Origin of the sequence: Duganella sp. LjRoot269, from assembly GCF_964254095.1 — a bacterium.
GTDB classification, from domain to species: Bacteria; Pseudomonadota; Gammaproteobacteria; order Burkholderiales; family Burkholderiaceae_D; genus Rugamonas; species Rugamonas hordei.
The window spans coordinates 3,163,950-3,185,885 of sequence record NZ_CAXUSL020000001.1 but is presented as its reverse complement, the minus strand read 5'-3'; the positions used below and the strand labels follow the sequence as shown (position 1 = coordinate 3,185,885).

The following is a 21,936-nucleotide window of genomic DNA, read 5'->3' as shown; positions in this document are numbered from 1 at the left end:
GAAAAAGCGCTTGCAATACAGGCCAAGCAGCATATATTATAAGACACGTATCAGGCAACCTGATATTAACCTAACATTAAGTGAGACCGAAATGAGCCAATATGACAAGCGCTGGAGCACCGTAAAAGTCGACGTCACCGGCGGCATCGCCTGGGTGACCCTGAACCGCCCGGAAAAACGCAACGCCATGAGCCCGACGCTGAACCGCGAAATGATCGACGTGCTGGAAACGCTGGAGCTGGATCCGGAGGCCGAGGTGCTGGTGCTGACCGGCGCCGGCGACAGCTGGACCGCCGGCATGGACTTGAAGGAGTACTTCCGCGAAAACGACGGCAAGCCGGAGATCTTCCAGGAGAAGCTGCGCCGCGACTGCTCGCAGTGGCAATGGAAGCTGCTGCGCATGTACAGCAAGCCGACCATCGCCATGGTCAACGGCTGGTGCTTCGGCGGCGCCTTCTCGCCGCTGGTCGCCTGCGACCTGGCCATCTCCGCCGACGAAGCCGTGTACGGCCTGTCGGAGATCAACTGGGGCATCCCGCCGGGTAACCTGGTCAGCAAGGCGGTCGCCGACACCATGGGCCACCGCCAGGCGCTACACTACATCATGACCGGCGACACCTTCACCGGCAAGGAAGCGGCCGCGATGGGCCTGGTCAACAAGAGCGTGCCGCTGGCGCAGCTGCGCGAGGCCACCATCGAACTGGCGGAAAAGCTGCTGGCCAAGTCGCCGACCGTGCTGCGCATCGCCAAGAACGGCTTCAAGCGCTGCCGCGAACTGACCTGGGAGCAGAATGAAGACTACCTGTACGCCAAGGTCGACCAGTCCAACTACCGCGACCCGGAAAAAGGCCGCGCCCAGGGCCTCAAGCAGTTCCTGGACGATAAGACCATCAAACCAGGCCTGCAAACCTACAAGCGCGCATAAGACGCGCCCAGCCCCAGCCTAATAACCAAGGAGATACGCCATGCTTGAAGCCCGCTTGCTGATCGGAGGCCTGGACCAGGCCGCATCCACCGGCGCCACTTACCAGCGCCTCAACCCTGCCACCGGCGACATCGCCTCGGTGGCCGCCGCCGCCACCCTGGACGATGCCGACGCCGCCGTCGCGGCGGCGCAGGCGGCCTTCCCCGGCTGGTCCGCCACCGCGCCGGGCGAGCGCCGCCGCCTGTTGCTCAAGGCGGCCGACTGCCTGCAGGCGCGCGCGCCCGAATTCATCGCGGCCGGCGTGGCCGAAGCGGGCGGCGTGGCCGGCTGGTACGGCTTCAATGTGATGCTGGCTTCCTCCATGCTGCGCGAAGCGGCCGCGTTGACCACCCAGATCGCCGGCGAAGTGATCCCCTCCGACGTGCCCGGCCTGCTGGCGATGGGTATGCGCCAGGCCTGCGGCGTGGTGCTGGGCATCGCGCCGTGGAACGCGCCGGTAATCCTGGGCACGCGCGCCATCGCCACGCCTCTGGCCTGCGGCAATACGGTGGTGCTCAAGTCTTCCGAGGTCTGTCCCGCCGTGCATCGCCTGATCGGCAAGGTGTTCGAGGACGCCGGCTTCCCGCCCGGCGTGGTCAACGTCGTCAGCAACGCGCCGCAGGACGCGGCCGCCGTGGTGGCGCGCCTGATCGCCCATCCGGCCGTCAAGCGCATCAACTTCACCGGCTCGACCAAGGTGGGACGCATCATCGCCCAGCAGGCGGCCCAGCATCTGAAACCGGTGGTGCTGGAATTGGGCGGAAAGAATCCGCTGCTGATCCTGGACGACGCCGACCTCGATGAAGCGGTGCAGGCGGCCGCCTTCGGCGCCTTCTTCAACCAGGGCCAGATCTGCATGTCGACCGACCGCATCATCGTCGACAACAAGATCGCCGACGCCTTCGTGGAAAAGCTGCGTATCAAGACCGCCGGCCTGCGCGCCGGCAAACCCGGCCAGGAAGGCGCGGTACTGGGCGGCATGGTCGACGCCTCGGCAGCAAGCCGCGTGGCCACCATGATAGACGACGCCAAGGCCAAGGGCGCCAAGCTGGTATGCGGCAGCGCCGACAGCGACGGCAACCTGCTGCAGCCGGCCATCATCGACCACATCACGCCGGCCATGACGGTCTATCAGGAAGAATCGTTCGGCCCCATCGTCGGCATCATCCGCGTCGATGGCGACGAGGCGGCGCTGGCCGAGGCCAACGCCAGCGAATACGGCTTGTCAGCCGCCGTCTTCAGCCGCGACATCCCGCGCGCGATGGCGCTGGCGCGGCGCATCGAATCGGGCATCTGCCACATCAACAGCTCCACCGTGGCCGACGAGGCGCAAATGCCGTTCGGCGGCGTCAAGGCCAGCGGCTACGGGCGCTTCGGCGGCAAGGCCGGCATCGCCGAATTCACCGACTTGCGCTGGATCACCATCCAGAGCGGCCACCGCCACTACCCGGTGTGATGGAGGAGCACGCAATGACGCAGCTCCCCACCACCGCCGCGACGCTGGACCTGTCGCGCTATCGCCCGGTGCGCGTGGGCAGCGCGCCGGTGCGGGTCGAGGCAGACGCCCACGGCGTCTGGCGCCTGGCCTCGCAAGAAGCGCTGGGCGACTATCCCGACCGCATCACCGATTGCCTGGTACGCGGCACCGAGCGTCATCCCGAACGCACGCTGGCCGCCCAGCGCGGCGCCGACGGCGGCTGGCAACACATCAGCTACCGGCAGATGCTGGAGCAGGCGCGCGCCATCGGCCAGGCGCTGCTGGACCGGGGCCTGTCGGCCGAACGTCCGCTGATGATCTTGTCCGGTAACGATCTGCAGCACCTGCAACTGGCGCTGGGCGCGCTGTATGCGGGCGTCCCCTATTGCCCGGTCTCGCCAGCAGCCTCAGGTGCCGCTACCGACCACGCCAAGCTGACCCACTTCGTGCGTCACCTGACGCCCGGCATGATCTACGCCACCGACGGCGGCGCCTGTGCGGCGGCGCTGGCGGCGGCGGTGCCGGACGAGGTGGAGGTCGTGACCGACCGGGGCGACGCAGGCCGCGCCGTCACGCCGCTGGCGCAGCTGCTGGCGACCGTCCCGCACTCAGTGGACGCGGCCAACGCCGCCTGCGGCCCGCACACCATCGCCAAATTCCTGTTCACGTCGGGATCGACCAAGCTGCCCAAGGCGGTGATCACCACCCAGCGCATGTTGTGCGCCAACCAGCAGATGCTGCTGCAAAGCTTCCCCGCGTTCGGCGACAAGCCGCCGGTGCTGCTGGACTGGCTGCCCTGGAGCCACACCTTCGGCGGCAGCCACAACGTCGGCATCGCGCTGTACAACGGCGGCAGCTACTACATCGACGACGGCAAGCCCACCGCGCGCGACTTCGCCGTCACGGTGCGCAACCTGAAGGAGATCGCGCCGACGGTGTTCTTCAACGTGCCCAAGGGCTGGGAGCTGCTCACCGCCGCACTGCAGGACGACCCCGACCTGTGCCGCCATTTCTTTTCGCAGATGGAGCTGTTCTTCTTCGCCGGCGCGGGCCTGTCGCAGGCGGCATGGGATGCGCTGGAGCGGGTCAGCGAACAGCACTGCGGCCAGCGGATCCGCATCATGGCCGGCCTGGGCATGACGGAAACGGCGCCCTCCTGCACCTTCACCACCGGTCCGGTGATGATGGCCGGCTATGTCGGCCTGCCGGCGCCGGCCTGCGAGGTCAAGCTGGTGCGGGTGGACGGCAAGTACGAAGCGCGCTTCCGCGGCCCGCACGTCATGCCGGGCTACTGGCGCGCGCCGGAAGCCAGCGCCGCCGCCTTCGACGACGAAGGCTACTACTGCAGCGGCGACGCTGTGCGCTTCGTCGATCCGGCGCGGCCGGAACTGGGATTGATGTTCGACGGCCGCATCGCCGAGGACTTCAAACTCAGCAGCGGCACCTTCGTCAGCGTCGGACCGCTGCGGGCGCGGGTGATCAGCGCCGGCGCGCCCTACATCCAGGACGTGGTGGTGGCCGGCATCAACCGCGACAGCATAGGCTTGCTGGTGTTCCCGCGCATGGACCAGTGCCAGCTGCTGTCCGGGCTGGGCGCCGACGCCGATGCCGTTGCAGTCCTGTCCAGCGCCCCGGTGCGCAACCACTTCAGCCAGTTGCTGACGCAGCTGAACGCCACGGCGACCGGATCGGCGTCCCGCATCGAGCGCATGTTGCTGCTGGAGGAAGCGCCGTCCGTGACGGCCGGCGAGCAGACCGACAAGGGCTCGATCAACCAGCGCGTGGTGCTGGAGCGGCGCGCGGCGCTGGTCGAGGCGATGTATGCCGGAGCAGTCGGCGCTGGCGGGTTGCTGGTGGGCGGCTGAGACATGCTTGCCGCCGGCCTCACGCTACCAGCCGAGCTTTTGCCGGATGAACGCCGTCAGCAAGGCGGCATTGGCCCGGTTCTGCTTCACGCGCGGATGCCCCTGATAGCCGGTGAAGGGAAACATCAGCGTCGCGATCCTGGCGTCGCCGGTATCGCGCTCGATCTGCGCGACGGCCGAGCGTACGACATCGGGCCACTTCGACCCCGGCTGCGTGGCGTCCATGCTGCCCAGCGCGCAAACGATGTAGGCACGCGGATAGCGCTTGCGGATATCCTGCACGAAGGCGCGGTAGCGCTGCACACGCTCGGCGTCGTCCGGCGCCGGGGTCAGTTTCTTCTCCCGATCGATCAGCCATTTGTCGTTCTGCAGCAGGTTGATGACCACCACGTCCGGTGTCCATGAACTGAAATCCCATTTGGAATCGTTCTTGCCCGCGCCGTTCAACTGGTCGAAATAGACCGGCATGGTGAAGGGGAACCAGCTGACCATCACGCCGATGCCGCTTTGCGAGATGAAGTGCGCTTCCGCATCGAGGTTGCGTGCGGTGATCCCCGCGAAGGACAGGAAGTTGTTCTTGTCCTTCGCCAGATGATCGGGGCCGTCGTCGGGCGATTCGTCGCCCATGCCGCTGGTGATCGAGTCGCCGAAGAATTCGATCTTGCGTTGCTTGCGCGGCGGTGGCGACAGCAGCGTGCCGCCGTCGGCCAGTTCCAGGCCTGCGAAAGTGGTGCCGCCCTCCTCGCCTTCGGTACGCTTGGTCAGCAGGAAGGAATGCGGACCGGGCGCCAGGCCGGTGGCCACCACGTACGAGCGTTCGCCCTTGTCCGCCTGCAGCACCACCGGACGCTCCAGATTCCCGTCGAGGTAAACGCTGAAGAAATTGTGGCCAAGCTGGTCGTCCAGCCGCACCGCCAGGGAGCTGCCGGTGAACCGGGCTTCGACGCTCGATCCCGGCCAGGTCAGCACGGGGGCGGCGGCATTGCGCCAATCCACCCGGCCGGTGTAGAGCAGATGGCTGTCGCCGGGCGCTATCAGGGTGGCGGCGCCGGCCTGCGCCGCCACCAGTGCCGAAATTGCGCCAATGAGCTTCAGCCCGGATATCAGTGACTTCATATTTTCCTGTCGGTTCTTTGGGCAGGCTTAAGTCTGACATCGGAAGCAAGGCTAGGTCAAGTCAGGTGGCATGCAGCACTCTACCGGCAATTTCAATGCCCACTGCCCACCCGTCGCGACCCAAGGGAGGCGGCGATGATCACCCCACATGCGGCCTTCGTCAGCTCTTGCCCAGCTCGTGCATCGGCAGCTTGTAGGTCTCGCGCGCCGTCGCCACCGAGATCGCCGCCACCACGCTGGTGGCCGTCACGAAAGCGGCCACCGGAATCCAGCCCCCCGGCCCCGGCTGCAGGATCGAGGCGCTGATGGTCGGCGCGAAGCCGCCCAGCGCGAAGCCGATCTGGGTGCCGATCGCCATGCCGGACAAGCGCACGCGGGTGCTGAACATCTCGCCGTACAGCGACGGCCAGACGCCGTTGGCGGCGCTGTACACCACGCCCGACAGCAGCAGGCCGAAGATGAACACCAGCGGCAGGTTGACGGTGCTGATGCTCCACATATAGGGCCAGATCAACGCCGCCGATCCCAGCGCGCCGAAGATGAACACCGGCTTGCGGCCGATACGGTCCGACAGCGCGGCGAACATCGGGATCGCCCCCAGCGCCAGCACGTTGGCCAGCACCAGCACCGTCAGCATGGTGGTGCGCGGTATGTGCATGGTGTTGACCGCGTACGACAGCGTGAACACGCTGAAGATCGTGCTCACCACCGACACCAGCGCGGCGAAGATCACCCGCAGCAGATTGGCCTTGTGCTCGCGGAACAGCAGCGCCACCGGCATGCGGCTGGGCTGGTGGCTGGACTCTTCGGCGAAGGCCGGCGTTTCCGGCAAGGTGCGGCGCACCCAGATACCGACAGCCACCACGATCGCGCTCAGGAAGAAGGGAATGCGCCAACCCCAGGACAGCAGCTGCTCCTCCGGCAGCGCGGACAGCGGCAGGAACACCAGCGTCGCCAGGATCAGGCCGGCCTGCGTGCCGCTCAGCGTGAAGCTGGTGAAGAAGGCGCGCCGGTGGGCTGGCGCGTGCTCCAGCGTCATCGAGTTGGCGCCGGCCTGCTCGCCGGCGGCCGACAAGCCTTGCAGCATGCGCAGCGCCACCAGCATGATGGGCGCGGCGATGCCGACCTGGCCGTAGGTCGGCAGCAGGCCGACCAGGAAGGTGGAAATCCCCATCAGCAGCAGGGTGAAGGTCAGCACCCGCTTGCGGCCGTAGCGGTCGCCGATATGGCCCAGCAGCACCGCGCCTATCGGCCGCGTGACGTAGCCGACGCCGAAGGTGGCGAAGGCGGCCACCGTCGCCGCCGCCGGGTCGAAGGCGGGGAAGAAGATTTTTCCGAACACCAGCGCCGCCGCCGTGCCATAGATGAAGAAATCGTAGTACTCGACCGCGCTGCCGATCCAGCTGGCAAAGGCGGCCTTGCGCGGCGATCGTGGCGGTTCCACCGCGGCGCCGGCTGCCGCCTTGCCTCGTTTTGCTGTTGCTGTTGTCATGTCGTCCTCCAGTTGATTATTGTAGTTGGATTAAAACTTGTGCAGGATGCCGGCCTGCAGGCCGGTCAAATGTTTGCCGTTGATGTCGGCGCCCGCCAGGTTGGCCGACGGTCCGGCCGAACCGCTGAAGCGGAAGCCGGCGTTGGCCTGGTTCTGCATCACGCTGGCGAAGCCGTACAGCGTGGTGCGTTTGGACAGCTCGTAGTAGGCACCCGCGTTGGCGCCGCGCGCGCCGGCATTGCCGCCGGAGGTGTCCTTGATGATGCCGTACAGGGCGCCTATCCTCAGCGCGCTGCTGACGCGGTAGTCGGCCGACACCTGGTAGAAGTTGTAGTAGCGGGCCGCGTTGCGATCGGTGCCGGCGAAGAAGTTGTTCGGGTTGCTGACGTTGTTGAGAATGACGCCGGCATTCAGGCCGTTGGCGCTGGAGGTGGAATTGTTGCTGCGCGCCGCGGCCAGATAGATGGTGCCGCTGCCGTACTGGTAGTCGGCGTAGACGTTGTGATAGACCACCTTGTCGTGCACCGTGGCGGTGACGCTGTTGGGGCTTGCCTGCAGGCCCGCATAGCCGGCGCGGTACGGGCCGTTGCGGTAGTCCAGCGCCAGCTGGTAGATCGGGCTGTTGCCGCGCGTGGCGCCGCCGTTTTCCGGCAGCGCATAATGCAGCACCAGCTGCGCCCCGGCCAGCCGCGGCGAGCGGTAGGACAGGTCGTTGTCGTAGCGCGAGGGAATGCCGAAGGTGTTGAACAGCGAGCCGAAGGTGGTGCGCTCGGTGTAGTCGATAGCGCCGCCGATCAAGAAGATCTCCGTGTTCTGGCGGCCGATGCGGTATTCGCCGCTGGGCGCCTCGATGCCGACCCAGGCCTGGCGGTCGAACAGGCGGGTGCTGTCGGCACCGGTACCGGTGTCGGCGTTGATGCCTTGCTCCAGCGCGAACTTGACCTTGTAGCCGCCGCCCACATCCTCCGTGCCGCGGAAGCCGAGACGGCTGCGCAGCACGGCGCCGTCGTTCAGGCCCGTGATATGGGCGCCGCTGCCGCTGCGGATATAGCCCAGGTACTCGTCGAAGTTGCCGTAGATGGTGACGTTGGACTGCGCCTGGGCGGCAGCCTGCCATGTCGCCATGCAGGCCAGCGCGATTGCTTGCTTCTTCATTCTGTCTCCGTTTTATTCACTTCATATGGTTGTGGTTCCCCCGGTACTGCCGCGAAGCGAGGGGCTTCGTTTTTTTCTTAATCCTCGGCCAGCGCGGCGATCGCCAGCGCGTAGCCGCGCACGCCGAAGCCGGCCATCACGCCCTGCGCCACCGGTGACAGCCACGAGCGATGGCGGAACGGCTCGCGCGCATGGACGTTGGAGATATGCAGTTCGATCACCCGCACATCCGCGCCCTTGATGGCGTCGTGCAGCGCCACCGAGGTGTGGGTATAGGCGCCGGCGTTGAACACCACGCCGGCGAGCGTGCCCTGCGCCTGCGCCGCGCCGGCCGCATGGATGGCGTCGACCAGCACGCCCTCGTGGTTGGACTGGCGGAAGTCCAGCGCGTAGCCGTATCGCTCGCAGGCGGCGGCGCACAGGCGCTCGACGTCGGCCAGCGTGGCCGCGCCGTACACGGCCGGCTCGCGCTGGCCGAGCAGATTCAGATTGGGACCGTTCAACACCATCACGGTCTGGCCTGGAGGTCGCATCGCCGTCGCTCCTAGGCCATGGTCGGATGGGCGGCGGTCGTGCGCCGCACTTCCAGGCTGCGGCGCAGCACCTGGTCGGTGACCCATTTGGCGGCGCGGTGGGCGCGCTGGCCGACGATCTCCGGCGCCAGCTGCAGGTAGTCGTCGTTGAACACCTCGAAGCTGTAGTCGCCGCGATAGCCGCCGCGGTCCAGCCGGCGCAGCAGGTCGGTCAGTTCGCCCGAGTGCGCACCCTCGCCGGGAAACACGCGCAGATGGCGCGCCGTCTCCAGCCGCTCCTCGGCGCTACGGATGTCGCGCCACATGAAGTCGGACAGCTGCACCATGGCGATCTTGTGGCTGGGGATGTCCTCCAGCCCATCCAGGCCGGCCTGGTTGGCCAGCATGTGAAAGGAGTCGATCACCACGCCCAGGTTGGCGTGGTCGGCCAGTTCCACCGCCTCCCACGACTGCTCGTACTGGTTGACATGACGCCCCCAGGACAGCGCCTCGTAGCCCACCCGCACGCCCAGCGGCACCGCCAGCGTAGCCAGCTTGGCCAGATGGCGCGCGATCAGGCGCATGTCGCCGCTGGCGTGGCTGGAGGTGCTGGAGCAGACCATCAGCAGCGGCGCGCCCACAGCCCGGCACACCAGCAGCATCTGGCGCGCGATATCGAGCTTGTATTCGTGCAGCGCGCCGTCCAGGCCCTCGTAGTCGCGCATCACCTGGATGCCGGTCACGCGCACGCCGCTGGCTTTCACCACGCGCACCGCCTCGTCCAGCCCGCCCGGATGGCCGGCCAGGTCGCGCGCCCACAACATGATCTGGCTGAAGCCCGCCGCGCGCGAGGCGCGCAGCTTCGCTTCCAGCGGACCGGCCAGGGTGATGCTGTCCATGCCGAAGTTGGAGAGGTTCACAGGGCCTCCAGCGCGCGGAAGGCGTCGGACGATACGCCGGGCCAGCCGAACAGCTCCAGGTACAGGGGCGCCTGCTCGATCAGCATCTCCTTGCCCTTCTGGATGCGGCAGCCCAGTTCCTGCGCCTGGCGCAGCAGGCGGCTCATCTCTATCTTCATGCCGCAATCGGCCACGATGCAGTGCGGCGACACGCCGCGCAGATCGATCGGCAGCGGATCGTCGGCGTGCATGCCGAGCGGCGTCGAGTTGACCACCAGGTCGAAGCCGGCGGCGGCCGGCGGCGCGATCCCGATCCGCGTGCCGGGAAAGGCCAGGCGCAGGCGCTGCCGCAAGGCCTGCGCCTGGTCGTCCCGGGTATCGTAGAGGGCCACCTCGCCGATGCCGCGCTCGGCCAGCGCATAGGCCACCGCGCAACCGACGCCGCCGCTGCCGACCACCAGCGCGCGCGACGCGGCCCAGTCCAGCGGCGCGGCGCCGCAGGTGCGGTCGAGGGCGCGGATGAAGCCCACGCCGTCGATCAGGTCGCCCAGTATCCGGCCCTGCCCGTCCTTGTAGATGGCGTTGCAGGCGCCGGCCAGCAGCGCGCACGGGCTGGGCAGGTCCACCGCGCCCACGCTCATCGGCTTGTGCGGGATGGAGACGAAGATGCCGCCCACGTTGGGAAAGGACATCAGCAGCCGCACGGCGGCGGTGTAGGACTCGGGCGGCACCTTCAGCGGCACCACCCGTGCATCGATGCCGTGGCGCTGGAAATAGGCGTTGAACAGCGCCGGCGCCTTGACCTGCTCGACCGGCCAGCCGATCACGGGGAAAATGCGCGTAGTGCCGGAAATCTCAATCATGGTTCTTCTCCAGGTGGCTGACGACCAGCTCGAAGCTGACGCCACCCTTGTACAGTTGTGTCAATGCGCCGCGTTCGTTGGACTGCGCCGGTGCGCGGTCGATGAACACGATGCCCCTTTGCTGCAGCGCGCGCACCGCCGCCAGCACGTCCGGCGCGCCGAAGCCCACCCGTATCAGCTGCTCGCCCCATTGCAGGCCGGCCGCGCCTTCGGGCGGCTCGACCAGTTGCAGGTAGAAGCCGTGGCACGGGCTCTCCAGCAGCGTCCCTTTCGGCACCACGCCGAAGTAGCGCCCTTCCGGCAGCACCCGGAAGTCCATCAGCTGCTGGTAGAAGTCGATCCACTCGGGCGCGCGGCCGGCGCCGATGGCTTGCACCACGCCGAAGAAATGCAGGCCGGCCAGCGCCGGCGGGTTGGCGGGTGCGTTGGGTATCGGCTTGAAGTCGACGTCGTAGATCGAAAAGTCGCGGAAACGGTCGACGAAATACAGGATCGAGTCGCCGGCGCCGTGCACGCCCGGTATGTTCAGTTCCATCACGCCGGCGCGGGTCTGGATCGCCCAGGCGCCCAGCTCGATCGCGTGGCGGTAGGCGGCATCGGCGTCGCGCACCCGCAGCGCGATGGCGCTGACGACGGTCGACTGCGGATCGGTGCCCGATTGCGGCAAGGCGCGCGGGTCGGCGTTGACGATCACGTTCATGCCGCCCTGGCGGTACAGCGTCACCTCGCGCGAGCGGTGGCGGGCGGTGGCCACGAAGCCGAACTGCTCCAGCAGCGCGCCGAACGCCAGCGGCTGCGCGCTGGCATATTCGACGAACTCGATGCCGTCTATGCCGAGCGGATTGTGCGGTTCCGGGTTGTGTTCATGTGCCGTCATGGTGATCCTCGCCTGGTTGAATGAGGCCAGTGTAGAAAAGCCGGGCGTCGAAAAACAGCCCGCAAAACGGTGAATATTGCGTTGAACGCGCAAATTGCGCGATAATCGCGCAAACAAAGGGGCTGGCGATGAAGAAGAGTGCTTTGCAGGATGTGGTGGTCGCCAAACGCGACCAGATCGAGGGCCTGATCAAGGGACTGGAGGTGATACGCGCCTTCGACCACGAATCGGTGCGGCTGACGCCGACCGAGCTGGGCGAAAAGGTGGCGCTGAGCCGCACGGCGGCGCGGCGTTATCTGCTGACGCTGGTCCACCTGGGCATGGCGGCCACCGACGGCCGCACGTTCTGGCTGCGCCCCAGTGTGCTCAGCATCGGCCACGCCTATGTGGATTCGGCGCGCCTGCCGCGCGCCGTGGTGCCCTATCTGCAAAGGCTGACCAACCAGCTGCAGGAATCGACCAATTATTCGCTGCTCGACGGCGACGACGTGGTCTATGTCAGCCGCGTCAACGCGCCACGCATCCTGCTGGCCGGCTTCGATCCCGGCATGCGGCTGCCGGCCTACACCTCGACCGCCGGCCGGGTGCTGCTGTCCTCACTCAGCGACGACGCGCTGCACGCCTACCTGGACCGGATCACGCTGATCGCCTACACCCACCTGACGGTGACCGACAAGGACCAGCTGTTCCGCGAGATCGTCGCGATACGCGAAGACGGTTTCGGCTCGACCGAGAACCAGTACGAGATGGGGCTGCGCGGCATCTCGGTGCCGGTCAAGAACCGCGTCGGCGACGTGGTGGGCGCGCTGTCGACATCGATGGCGGCCAGCCACGGCAGCCGCAAGGAAGCGATCGCCCGCTGCGTGCCGGCCATGCAGGCGGTCGCCAACACGCTGATGCTGTGGGTTTAGCCCGTCAACCTTGCGCGCCCTTGGGCATCCAGCGTGATCTCGCTCAGACGTTCGCCGTAGCGGATTTTAAGCCGCTGGTGCGCCTGGCCGCGCAGCCGCAGCTGGCGCAGATGGCCTTGCGACCAGTCCAGGTCGAGCTCCACGCCGCCGCGCACCCGGACGCCATGCAGCGCACCGTCCGGCCACGCCTTGGGCAACGCCGCCAGCAGGCGGATCTCGCCTCCCCACGATTGCACCAGCATCTCAAGGATGCCAGCCGCGCCGCCAAAATTGCCGTCGATCTGGAATGGCGGATGGGCGTCGAACATGTTGGGATAGGTGCGTTCCGGTCCAAGCAGGCCTTGCAAGATGCCGTAGGCGCGTTCGCCCTCGCCCATCCGGGCCCACAGCGCCAGCCGCCACGCGGTGGCCCAGCCGGTGGATTTGTCGCCGCGCGTGTTGAGCGTGACCTTGGCCGCGGCGATCAGGTCCGGCGTGTCGCGCACGTTGATTTGCCCGCTCGGATAAACGCCGTACAGGTGCGACACGTGGCGATGCTGCTGCTCCGGCGCGCCGGCGTCCCAGTCCTCCAGCCATTCCTGTAGCTGCCCCTGCGCGCCGATGCGGTCGGCCGGCAGGCGCGCGCGCCTGGCTTGGACTTCGGCGGCGAAGGCGGCGTCGCTGTCCTTGAGCAGCGCGTGCGCCTGCAGCGTCCAGCCGAACAGGTCGCGGATGATCTGGCGGTCCATGGCCGGGCCGGCGCAGGTGGCCACGCCGTGATGGTGCTGGTTCTCCGGCGAGATCGAAGGCGAGGTCACCAATCCCCTGCCCTGCGGATCCTCGACCAGCGCATCGACAAAGAACAGCGACGCCCCCTTCAGCAGCGGATAGATGCGGCGCAGCCAGGCTTCGTCCCGGTGGTAGTCGTAGTGATCCCACAAGGCCTGGCACAGCCACGCGCCGCCGCACGGCCACATGCCCCACAGCGGACCGTCGATGGGCGCGGTAGCGCGCCACAGATCGGTATTGTGGTGCGCCACCCAGCCGCGCGCGCCATACCCCTTGCGCGCGGTGACGGCGCCGGTCACCGCCAGATCCTCGACCATGCGCAACAGCGGTTCCACGCATTCCCCCAGATTGGCCGATTCCGCCGGCCAGTAGTTCATCTGCGTGTTGATGTTGATGGTGTACTTGCTTCCCCACGGCGGATTGGTGCCCTCGTTCCACAGGCCCTGCAGGTTGGCCGGCTGACTGCCGGGCCGCGACGAGGACAGCAGCAGATAGCGGCCGTATTGCACGTACAGCGCCGCCAGCGCGGGATCGGCCTGCTTTTCCGCCACGGCGATGCGCTGGTTGGTCGGCCTTGCGTCGACCTCACCGGAACCTATGCGCAGCGACAACCTGCGAAATAGCGCCTGGTGCGCTTGAACGTGCGCGCCGCGCAGCCGCGCATAGGGCTTGGCGGCGGCGGCTTCGCTGTGTTTGCGCACCAGCGATACCGGGTCTCCGCCCACGTCGGCGAAACTGACATGGCTGGTGGCCGCCGCGACCAGCAGCGTGACCGCGCTGGCGCCGCGCACCTCGATGCGGTCGCCCCGCACAGCGATCCTGCCGTCGCCGAGCGCCTTCACGCGCACCGCGTAGCGCAGCGCCGCCGCGACGCCGGCGGCGCCGATATTGCGGCCTTCAATCAGCAATGCGTCGGCGCCGTCCGAACGCAGGGATAGGCCTTCCGGCCGCTGCTCCGCGCGCAGTGGTTCACGGTGGTCCCACGGCACCGGCGCGGCAGCGGCGGCGGTCTTGCCGCCGGTGTAATCGGTGGCGCCGTAACCGACTTCGCCGGGATGGCGGTAGCCGACATCGAAATTCATCGCGCCCCCGGTGGAGGTCAGGCGTATCGCGATCACCTGGTCCGGCTGGCTGGCGAAGACCTCGCGGCGGTACTGCACTTTGCCGTTGGTGAAGCGGGTGCCGCAGACGGCGCTGTCGAGATCGAGCCAGCGGCGATAATCGCCGGCGCCGGACAGCCCGTCGAAGTCGAGCAGCAGGTCGCCGGCGGCGCCGTATGGCATCTGCGTCTTCGGCATGCCCATCATGGACGCGTCGATCAGCTCCGCCGCTTCCGCATATTTGCCCTGGTCTATCAAGGCGCGCACCTGCGGCAGCGCCTCCAGCGAACGGGGATTGTTGGGATCATAGGGACCGCCGGCAAACAGCGTGTCCTCGTTGAGCTGAACGCGCTCCTGGGCGATACGGCCGAAACTCATGGCGCCAAGGCGTCCATTCCCGACCGGCAGCGCTTCCACCCACGGCCCGGCCGCCTGGTCGTACCACAGCGACAGGCGCTCCTGCGCGCCGCGCGTATCGGCTTGCACCCTGGCTCCAGCCAACCCAGGAAACGCCATGGCAAGGCCCATGGACACCATAAAACTGCGTCGTGTCGTCTTCATGTCTCGTGAAATAGTTTTTCTGCCGTCATTCTGAGCCCGGCGCGCAGACATCTCAATTACGAAATTCACCAAGCGGGCGGTGTTTAATGCGTAAGCGCTAAATTCGCGGCCATTTTGCCGCATCGTTTGACCGGCGAAAGCGGCTTGGACAATATAATAATGAAGGCTGGGGGTTCAACGCGACAAGATAGTCGCCACATCATAAGGAGACCATGAATGAGAAAATTTAAAAAAGCCGCCATCGCCATGGCGATCGCCCAGATTGCGTTCCTCGCCAGCGGCGCGGCGCTGGCCCAGACGCTCGTCGCCTACGACGATGGGCTGCAAAACGGCTGGCAGAACTGGAGCTGGGCCAAGGTCCAATTGGCCGTGCCGGCCGGCGGCGCCAAGCCGATCAAGGTCGAGGGCGATCCCTGGAGCGCCCTGGCCCTGCACCACGACGCCTTCTCCACGCAAGGCTTGAGCAAGCTGACCTTCAGCATCAACGGCGGGACGAACGGCGGCCAGGCGCTGCTGATCAAGGCCATGGTGGACGGCAAGCCCGTCGAGTCGAATTTCCAGATCGTCGCCAAGGCGAAGACCTGGGCCTTGGTCGAGGTGCCGCTCAAGGATCTCGGCGTCGAGGGCAAGACCATCGACGGCATCTGCGTGCAGGGACTGGCCAACCCCTACAGCGCCTACTACATCACCCGCATCCAGTTCGAATAAGGCATCAGGCATGAGAACACCTATCGCAATGGCGCTCGCGAGCGCCTTGATCGCGGGCGCCGCCCATGCCGCTCCGGCGCCGGTCGCCATCGTCGCCGCGCCCTCGCCACCCTCCCTGCATGCGTTGCCGGCGTCGGTGAGCGGGCGCGTCTCGCCCGAGGGCGCAGGCTACCGCTATCAATGGCCCGGCATCTACTTCGAGGCCGCATTCGAAGGCCGGGAACTGTATTTCAAGGTCGAACCGGGTGAGGTCATCCTGCACGTGCTGGTCGACTCGGCGCGGCTGGAGGACATGGTCAAGCCGGCGCCGGGCTGGTACCGGATCGGGGGACTGGCCCCGGGTGCGCATACGGTGCGTCTTGAATCGGTCAGCGAGAACCAGTCCGGCCCCAGGCTGTTCGGCGGCTTCGCCTTGCCCGACGGCGCGCAGCCCTTGCCGATGGCGCGCCGCGCGCGTCAGATCGAATTTATCGGCGATTCCCACACTGTCGGCTACGGCAATATCTCGCCGACGCGCGACTGCAGCCAGAACCAGGTTTGGGCAAGTACCGACAACAGCCAAGGCTACGGCGCGCTGACGGCGCGTCGCTACAACGCGGACTACCGGATCCACGCCATTTCCGGCCGCGGCGTGGTACGCAACTTCGACGGCGGCGCCGGCGACACGCTGCCCGCCGCCTACCCCTATGTCCTGTTCGACCACGCCCAGCGCGACACCGCCGCCGCATGGCAACCAAAGTGGATCGTCATCTCGCTCGGCACCAATGACTTTTCCACCGCGCTCCACCCGGGCGAAAAGTGGGCCTCCAGGGAAGCCTTGCATGCCGATTACGAGGCCGCGTATGTCGAATTCGTCCTTGGGCTGCGCGCCCGCAATCCGCAGGCCCGTTTTATTCTCTGGGCCACCGATGGCGCCAACGGAGAAATCCAGGCCGAACTCAAAACAGTCGTGGCCAGGCTGAAGGCGGCGGGCGAAAGCCGGGTCGCGTTCATCCCGGTGAATGGCCTGGCGTTCACCGGCTGCCATTGGCATCCCTCGGTGGCCGACGACAAGACCATCGCGGACGCGCTAACCGGCATCATCGATGCCGCGGATCCCGGCACCAATCCATAAGACCATGCGTTCATCGTCGCACTGGGGCAGCCGGCCAGACGCATCGGCCGGCCGGCAGCATGCTGCCCGTTGCCCTCGAGTCAGGCTGACGTAAATACAACAAGCAGCTTGCAATCATTAAATTGTCTATACAACTCTGGATAGCAATGTTAGCCTTGCTTCACCCTGCAACAACCTGACGCCGGCCTGCCTTACCGGGCAAAACGGCAAGTCAGTCAGCTCGTGCTATCGCACCCCGTTGACCTTGAATACCTGGCACGCATCCTGCTCTGTACGTTTGTCGCAGCCAATTGTATAGACAACAGCAGTTAGCATGTATAGACAATGTGTCGCCAAGTGCAATTCAGTTCGCCTCCGCAAGGCATAGTGGCGCTCCATTTTGGTGCCACGCCGCCATGTGATGGTGCAATTTCATGTAGCTATCCAGACCAGACGAAGGAAAGACAAAATGGGGAACAAACTGATGGGGTTGAGTGCGTTGGCGATGGTTTCGGCCAGCGCCATCGTTTCCGGGCAAACGCAGGCGCCGGCGCCAGCCAGTGCCGCCGCGCCGGCCGCCGACCGCGCCGACCAGATCGAGCGCATCGAGGTGACCGCTTCGCGCTCGGCCCGCGCCGAGGAAATCCAGCAGGTGCCGATGGCGCTGACCGCCATCAAGCCGGAAAGCCTGGCCAAGTTCGGCCTGTCCGGACTGGCGGACATCGCCCGCCTCGCACCGTCGGTGGACATGCAGGAGCAAGGTCCCGGCGTCAACAACATCACCATGCGCGGCCTGGTCGTGCGCGGCATCACGCCGTCGGAAATCGCCGACGCCTCGCTGGTGGCGGTGTACGTCGACGACATGCCCGTCACGCTCAAGTCCGGCAATCCCGACCTCAAGGTGCTGGACCTGGAGCGCATCGAAGTGCTGCGCGGACCGCAGGGCACCTTGTACGGCGCCGGCGCCATGGCCGGCACGATACGCCAGATCACGCAAAAACCCGATACCGATTCGATGTTCGGCTCGTTCGAGGCGGTCGGCTCCAGCACCTCCGGCAACGGCGGCAACAACGGCAACCTGCGCGGCATGGTCAACGTTCCCGTCAAGGAAGGCGTGCTGGGCCTACGCGTGACCGGCTACACCGGCGAGGACAGCGGCTACGTCAAGAACGTCCTGAACGGCAAGCGCACCAACGACAGCCACACCGACCAGGGCCGCGTGGCCATGCGCCTGCAGGCCTCGCCCGACCTGACGGTGGACGCCAGCATCACCGCCTCCTCGATGGACGGCGGCCTGAACGGCGCCTTCAGCGGCCTGGCGCCGTTCACCACCAGCGCCATGACGGAGCAGAAGACCAAGGACGACATGCAGTTGTATAACCTGGCCGTCAACTACAAGCTGGCCCGGGCGGAACTGGTGTCGTCGACCACCTTCGTGCACCGCAAGACGCTGTACAAGAAATCGGACGAATACAACACCACCGCCTTCATCTTCCCCGGCCAGAGCCTGATCCAGGCCGACTACACGATCGCCAACAAGCTGCAGGACTTCGCCCAGGAATTCCGCCTCAACTCGACCGACGCCGGCCCGCTGAAATGGACCGGTGGCCTGTTCCTCGAAAGCGGCAAGCGCGACTTCTGGGAGGATGAACCGACCCCGGGCATGGACGCGCGCTACGCGGCCGCCTACGGTTTCCCCGGCTACAGCTCGCTGGTCAACGACCTGGCCTTCAACAAGGACGACCAGTTCTCCGGCACCCAGGAGTCGCGCTCGCGCCAGGCCGCGCTGTTCGCCGAAGCGACCTACACGCTGTGGGACAAGCTGGACCTGACGGCCGGCGTGCGCCTGTTCACCGAGTCCGAGGACTTCAAGCTGCGCTTCACCGGCTACTACGGCAACACGCCTGCGGCCACGGTCGATGCGCCGGTCGGCACGCCCAACGTCGTCAGCAGCAAGGCCAGCGCGCGCGGCGGCAATCCGCGCTTCGCCGCCGCCTACCACCTGGACCCCGAGCATCTGCTCTACGCCCAGGCCGGCAAGGGCTTCCGCTACGGCGGCAACAACCAGCCGGTGCCGCAAACCTTGTGCGGCATCCAGGCGCCGGCCAGCTTCGGCCCGGACCAGTTGTGGAGCTATGAGCTGGGCTCGAAAAACACCTTCCTCAACCAGCGCGTGAGCCTGAACGTGGCGGCCTTCCTGATCGACTGGGAAAAAGTACAGGTCGCCAACTACCTGCCCTGCTCCTACTACTACACGCAGAACGCCGGCAAGATCCGCAGCCAGGGTCTGGAAATCGAATCGATGGTCAAGCTGGCGCGCCGCATGAGCCTGGGCTTCAACGCGGCCTACACCGACGCCAAGGCCAAGACCGCCATCATCACACCGCTCGAGGCGCAATCGGCGCCGGCCGGCACCCGCACGCCGTACGCGCCGCGCCTGACCGCCAGCCTGTCGTTCAACTATACGGTGCCGCTGGCCAACAACGACGAGGTGGGCATCGCCGCGACCTATTCCTATCGCGGCAACTCCTACACGGACTTCGCGCCGACCGGCAGCAACTATGCGGAAATCCCATCGTCGAGTATGCTGAACGCGGCGCTGTCCTACAAGTCGGGCAAATACGAGTTCGGCCTGTTCGGCACCAACCTGAACAACCGCACCAAGGTGGTCGACGTGACCCGTGATCCGAACGGCCTGCAGCCCGGCGACACCATCTACATGGCCCGGCCGCGCACCGTGGGCGTGCGCGTCAAGGCGCGTTTCTGATGGCGGGCATTGGTGGATGAGGCATTGATGAAAACATATCGCGATATCGCCGCCGCGGTGCTGGCCGGCGCGGCGCTGGCCGCTGCGGCGCCGGCCGCCGCTGCCGCAACAGCGGCGCCGGCCTCGAGCTGGTGCGCCGGCGGCAAGACCGTCAATTTCGCCGGACTGAACTGGGAGAGCGCGCGCTTCCTGACCGAGGTGATGCGCTACGTGCTCGAGCAGGGCTACGGTTGCAAGACCGACGTCCTGCCCGGCACCAGCATCGCGATGGAACTGGCGCTGGCGCGCAACGACATCCAGGTCTTCGCCGAGGAATGGATAGGCCGCAGCACCGCCTGGAACGACGCAGCCAAGGCCGGCAAGGTGGTGGCGGTGGGCGATATCATCAAGGACTCGTCCGAGGGCTGGTATGTGCCGGAGTACGTGGTCAAGGGCGACGCCAGGCGCGGCATCAAGGCGGCGGCGCCCGGCCTGCGCTCGGTGGCCGACCTGGCGCGCTACAAGGACGTGTTCATGGACGACGAGGAGCCGGACAAGGGCCGCTTCCTGAACTGCCCGACCGGCTGGACCTGCCAGGGCGTGAACACGCAAAAGCTCAAGGCCTACGGCATGAACGCCAGCTACGTCAACTTCCGTCCCGGCACCGGGCCGGCGCTGGACGCGGCGATCGCCTCGGCGGTCCAGCGCGGCCGCCCGGTGCTGTTCTACTACTGGAGCCCGACCGCGATGATGGGCCGCTACAAATTCATCCGGCTCGAGGAACCGGCCTTTTCGCAGGCCTGCTGGGACACGCTGACCGCGCAGAACAACAGCCGCCCCTGCGGCACCGTCAATCCGCCCAACCGGCTGCGGGTGGGCGTGTCGCGCGCCTTCCACGATGCCGACCCGGTGCTGACCGCGCTGTTCGAGCGGATGAACGTGCCGGTCGATCTGATCAACGCCCTGCTGGCCGAGCGCGAGGCCAAAAAACTGGAGGCGACGGCGCTGGCCCAGCTGTTCCTCAAGCGCCAGCCCGCCATCTGGCAGGCCTGGATGCCGACCGATATCGCGGCCAAAATCAGTTCCACGCTTAAGTGAGGTTAGACATGCCATCGTTCCCCGAGGCGCTTAATATTTCCCTGGTCGAGCCGATCAACGAGACGGTCGACGTCATCAACAGCCGCTTCGGCGACGCCTTCCACGACGGTTCGATCTGGCTGCTGCGCCATGTGCTGGTGCCGTTCGAAGGCGCCCTGCGCGCCCTGCCCTGGTGGCTGGTGCTGGCCGGCGTATTCCTGCTCAGCCTGCACGCCACGCGGCGCTGGGGCCACGCCGCCGGCTACACCGCCTGCGTGCTGCTGGTGGGCTGTCTCGGCCTGTGGGACCAGTTGATCCAGACCCTGGCGCTGGTGCTGGTCGCCACGCTGATCGCGGTGCTGCTGGCGGTGCCGCTGGGTATCCTCAGCGCCCGCAGCGACGGCCTGCGCCGGCTGCTGATGCCGCTGCTGGACGTGATGCAGACCATGCCCAGCTTCGTCTACCTGGTGCCGGTGCTGATGCTGTTCGGGCTGGGCAAGGTGCCGGCCATCCTGGCCACCATCATCTATGCCACGCCGCCGCTGATACGGCTGACCGACCTTGGCATCCGCCAGGTCAGCGGCGAGCTGACCGAGGCCGCCCGCTCCTTCGGCACCACGCGCTGGCAATTGCTGATCACGGTGCAGCTGCCGCTGGCGCGGCCCAGCATCATGGCCGGCCTGAACCAGACCATCATGATGGCGCTGGGCATGGTCGTGATCGCCTCCATGATAGGCGCGCGCGGCCTGGGCGAGGACGTGCTCGAGGGCATACAGACCGTCAACATCGGCAAGGGCCTGCAGGCCGGCATCGCCATCGTCATCCTGGCGATCGTGATGGACCGCATCACCCAGGGCTACGGCAGAGACCGCCGTCAGCGCATGACGCAAGCAGACAAGGCCAAACCATGAAGCCCTACAAAATCCAAGTCAAGAACGTCTGCAAGATCTTCGGCGCGCGCTGGCGGCAGGGGTTGCAGTTGCTTAACGACGGCGCCAGCAAGGCAGACGTGCTGGCCCAGACCGGCTGCAACGTCGGCCTCAGCGGCGTGTCGCTGGACATCCAGGCCGGCGAAATCTTCGTCATCATGGGCCTGTCCGGCTCCGGCAAATCGACGCTGGTGCGCCACTTCAACCGCCTGATCGATCCCAGCGCCGGCGAGATCCTGATCGACGGCCGCGATGTGGTGTCGATGTCCGAGGGCGAGTTGCGCGAACTGCGGCGCAGCCGCATCAGCATGGTGTTCCAGGGTTTCGGCCTGATGCCGCACCAGACGGTGCTCGACAACGCCGCCTTCGCGCTGCTGACGCGCGGCGAGCCGAAGCCGCAGGCCCGCGCCAAGGCCGCCGCCTGGCTGGCGCGCGTCGGCCTGAAGGGCTATGAGGACAAATACCCCGACGAGCTGTCCGGCGGCATGCGCCAGCGCGTGGGCCTGGCGCGCGCGCTGGCGGCCGACACCGACGTGCTGCTGATGGACGAGGCCTTCAGCGCCCTCGATCCGCTGATCCGCGACGACATGCAGGACCAGCTGCTGTCGCTGCAGACCACGCTGCACAAGACCATCATCTTCATCACCCACGACCTGGACGAGGCGCTCAAGTTGGGCGACCACATCGCCATCCTGCGCGACGGCAGGCTGGTGCAGGTGGGCACGCCGGACGAGATCCTGAGTACGCCGGCGGACGACTATGTCCGCAAATTCGTCGAAAAGCGCGGCCATGCGGCGGCGCTGCCGGCCCGGGTGGGATGACC

Annotated in this window: 18 protein-coding genes; 10 read left to right on the top strand and 8 right to left on the bottom strand. The window is 66.7% G+C overall.

Annotated elements, in window-relative coordinates:
- The first annotated feature begins 91 nt into the window (after nucleotides 1-91).
- Genes ACSQ3S_RS14320 through ACSQ3S_RS14310 form a run of 3 tightly spaced genes read left to right on the top strand, consistent with a single transcriptional unit; the run spans nucleotide 92 to nucleotide 4,306 of the window.
- On the top strand, nucleotides 92-925 hold the full coding sequence (locus tag ACSQ3S_RS14320) for a p-hydroxycinnamoyl CoA hydratase/lyase (protein ID WP_176650251.1): 834 nt from the start codon (nucleotides 92-94) through the stop codon (nucleotides 923-925).
- A 40-nt stretch (nucleotides 926-965) separates the two neighbouring features.
- Nucleotides 966-2,420 (top strand): aldehyde dehydrogenase, encoded by a 1,455-nt coding sequence (locus ACSQ3S_RS14315; protein WP_413447962.1) that lies wholly within the window; start codon nucleotides 966-968, stop codon nucleotides 2,418-2,420.
- Nucleotides 2,421-2,434: 14 nt separating this feature from the next.
- Nucleotides 2,435-4,306 carry a feruloyl-CoA synthase gene (locus tag ACSQ3S_RS14310; RefSeq protein WP_436142763.1) on the top strand — a complete coding sequence of 624 codons (1,872 nt, stop codon included), beginning with the start codon at nucleotides 2,435-2,437 and terminating at the stop codon, nucleotides 4,304-4,306.
- Between the two features lie 24 nt (nucleotides 4,307-4,330).
- On the opposite strand, the gene ACSQ3S_RS14305 is transcribed toward ACSQ3S_RS14310, so the two are convergent.
- The 7 genes from ACSQ3S_RS14305 to ACSQ3S_RS14275 all read right to left on the bottom strand — a co-directional run bounded on the left by ACSQ3S_RS14305 (nucleotide 4,331) and on the right by ACSQ3S_RS14275 (nucleotide 11,220).
- A complete protein-coding gene (locus ACSQ3S_RS14305; protein ID WP_436142762.1) occupies nucleotides 4,331-5,422 on the bottom strand; it encodes an SGNH/GDSL hydrolase family protein in 1,092 nt (363 codons plus the stop codon).
- A 160-nt stretch (nucleotides 5,423-5,582) separates the two neighbouring features.
- On the bottom strand, nucleotides 5,583-6,914 hold the full coding sequence (locus tag ACSQ3S_RS14300; protein WP_436142761.1) for an MFS transporter: 1,332 nt from the start codon (nucleotides 6,912-6,914) through the stop codon (nucleotides 5,583-5,585).
- A gap of 30 nt (nucleotides 6,915-6,944) precedes the next feature.
- Nucleotides 6,945-8,069 (bottom strand): porin, encoded by a 1,125-nt coding sequence (locus ACSQ3S_RS14295; protein WP_436142760.1) that lies wholly within the window; start codon nucleotides 8,067-8,069, stop codon nucleotides 6,945-6,947.
- Between the two features lie 77 nt (nucleotides 8,070-8,146).
- Nucleotides 8,147-8,602, bottom strand: coding sequence for a type II 3-dehydroquinate dehydratase (gene aroQ, locus ACSQ3S_RS14290; RefSeq protein WP_436142759.1), 456 nt, complete (start codon nucleotides 8,600-8,602; stop codon nucleotides 8,147-8,149).
- Between the two features lie 11 nt (nucleotides 8,603-8,613).
- Nucleotides 8,614-9,501 (bottom strand): sugar phosphate isomerase/epimerase family protein, encoded by an 888-nt coding sequence (locus ACSQ3S_RS14285; RefSeq protein WP_436142758.1) that lies wholly within the window; start codon nucleotides 9,499-9,501, stop codon nucleotides 8,614-8,616.
- Nucleotides 9,498-10,343 carry a shikimate dehydrogenase family protein gene (locus ACSQ3S_RS14280; RefSeq protein WP_176650243.1) on the bottom strand — a complete coding sequence of 282 codons (846 nt, stop codon included), beginning with the start codon at nucleotides 10,341-10,343 and terminating at the stop codon, nucleotides 9,498-9,500. The genes ACSQ3S_RS14285 and ACSQ3S_RS14280 overlap by 4 nt, the downstream gene beginning before the upstream one ends.
- Complete coding sequence (locus ACSQ3S_RS14275) at nucleotides 10,336-11,220, bottom strand: 4-hydroxyphenylpyruvate dioxygenase (protein ID WP_176650242.1); 885 nt, start codon at nucleotides 11,218-11,220, stop codon at nucleotides 10,336-10,338. Before ACSQ3S_RS14275 ends, ACSQ3S_RS14280 begins: the two co-directional genes overlap by 8 nt.
- A gap of 128 nt (nucleotides 11,221-11,348) precedes the next feature.
- Between ACSQ3S_RS14275 and ACSQ3S_RS14270 the strand changes: the two genes are divergently transcribed.
- Entirely contained in the window at nucleotides 11,349-12,131 is a 783-nt protein-coding gene (locus tag ACSQ3S_RS14270) for an IclR family transcriptional regulator domain-containing protein (protein ID WP_176650241.1), read from the top strand.
- Here ACSQ3S_RS14270 and ACSQ3S_RS14265 read toward each other — a convergent pair.
- Nucleotides 12,128-14,485, bottom strand: coding sequence for a glycoside hydrolase family 95 protein (locus ACSQ3S_RS14265; RefSeq protein ID WP_436142757.1), 2,358 nt, complete (start codon nucleotides 14,483-14,485; stop codon nucleotides 12,128-12,130). The two genes, ACSQ3S_RS14270 and ACSQ3S_RS14265, sit on opposite strands and share 4 nt — an antisense overlap.
- A 291-nt stretch (nucleotides 14,486-14,776) precedes the next feature.
- Between ACSQ3S_RS14265 and ACSQ3S_RS14260 the strand changes: the two genes are divergently transcribed.
- The 6 genes from ACSQ3S_RS14260 to ACSQ3S_RS14235 all read left to right on the top strand — a co-directional run bounded on the left by ACSQ3S_RS14260 (nucleotide 14,777) and on the right by ACSQ3S_RS14235 (nucleotide 21,934).
- Nucleotides 14,777-15,268: a hypothetical protein gene (locus ACSQ3S_RS14260; RefSeq protein ID WP_413447955.1), complete on the top strand. Its 492-nt coding sequence runs from the start codon at nucleotides 14,777-14,779 to the stop codon at nucleotides 15,266-15,268.
- Nucleotides 15,269-15,278: 10 nt separating this feature from the next.
- Entirely contained in the window at nucleotides 15,279-16,382 is a 1,104-nt protein-coding gene (locus ACSQ3S_RS14255) for a GDSL-type esterase/lipase family protein (protein WP_436142756.1), read from the top strand.
- 448 nt (nucleotides 16,383-16,830) lie between these two features.
- Nucleotides 16,831-19,128, top strand: a complete 2,298-nt coding sequence (locus ACSQ3S_RS14250; protein WP_353397655.1) for a TonB-dependent receptor — start codon at nucleotides 16,831-16,833, stop codon at nucleotides 19,126-19,128.
- A gap of 27 nt (nucleotides 19,129-19,155) precedes the next feature.
- Nucleotides 19,156-20,205 carry an ABC transporter substrate-binding protein gene (locus tag ACSQ3S_RS14245; RefSeq protein WP_436142755.1) on the top strand — a complete coding sequence of 350 codons (1,050 nt, stop codon included), beginning with the start codon at nucleotides 19,156-19,158 and terminating at the stop codon, nucleotides 20,203-20,205.
- 8 nt (nucleotides 20,206-20,213) lie between these two features.
- Nucleotides 20,214-21,095 carry an ABC transporter permease gene (locus tag ACSQ3S_RS14240; protein WP_176650235.1) on the top strand — a complete coding sequence of 294 codons (882 nt, stop codon included), beginning with the start codon at nucleotides 20,214-20,216 and terminating at the stop codon, nucleotides 21,093-21,095.
- The gene (locus tag ACSQ3S_RS14235) at nucleotides 21,092-21,934 is read left to right on the top strand and encodes a betaine/proline/choline family ABC transporter ATP-binding protein (protein WP_176650234.1); all 843 of its coding nucleotides are present in this window, start codon (nucleotides 21,092-21,094) and stop codon (nucleotides 21,932-21,934) included. Before ACSQ3S_RS14240 ends, ACSQ3S_RS14235 begins: the two co-directional genes overlap by 4 nt.
- Nucleotides 21,935-21,936 lie beyond the last annotated feature (2 nt).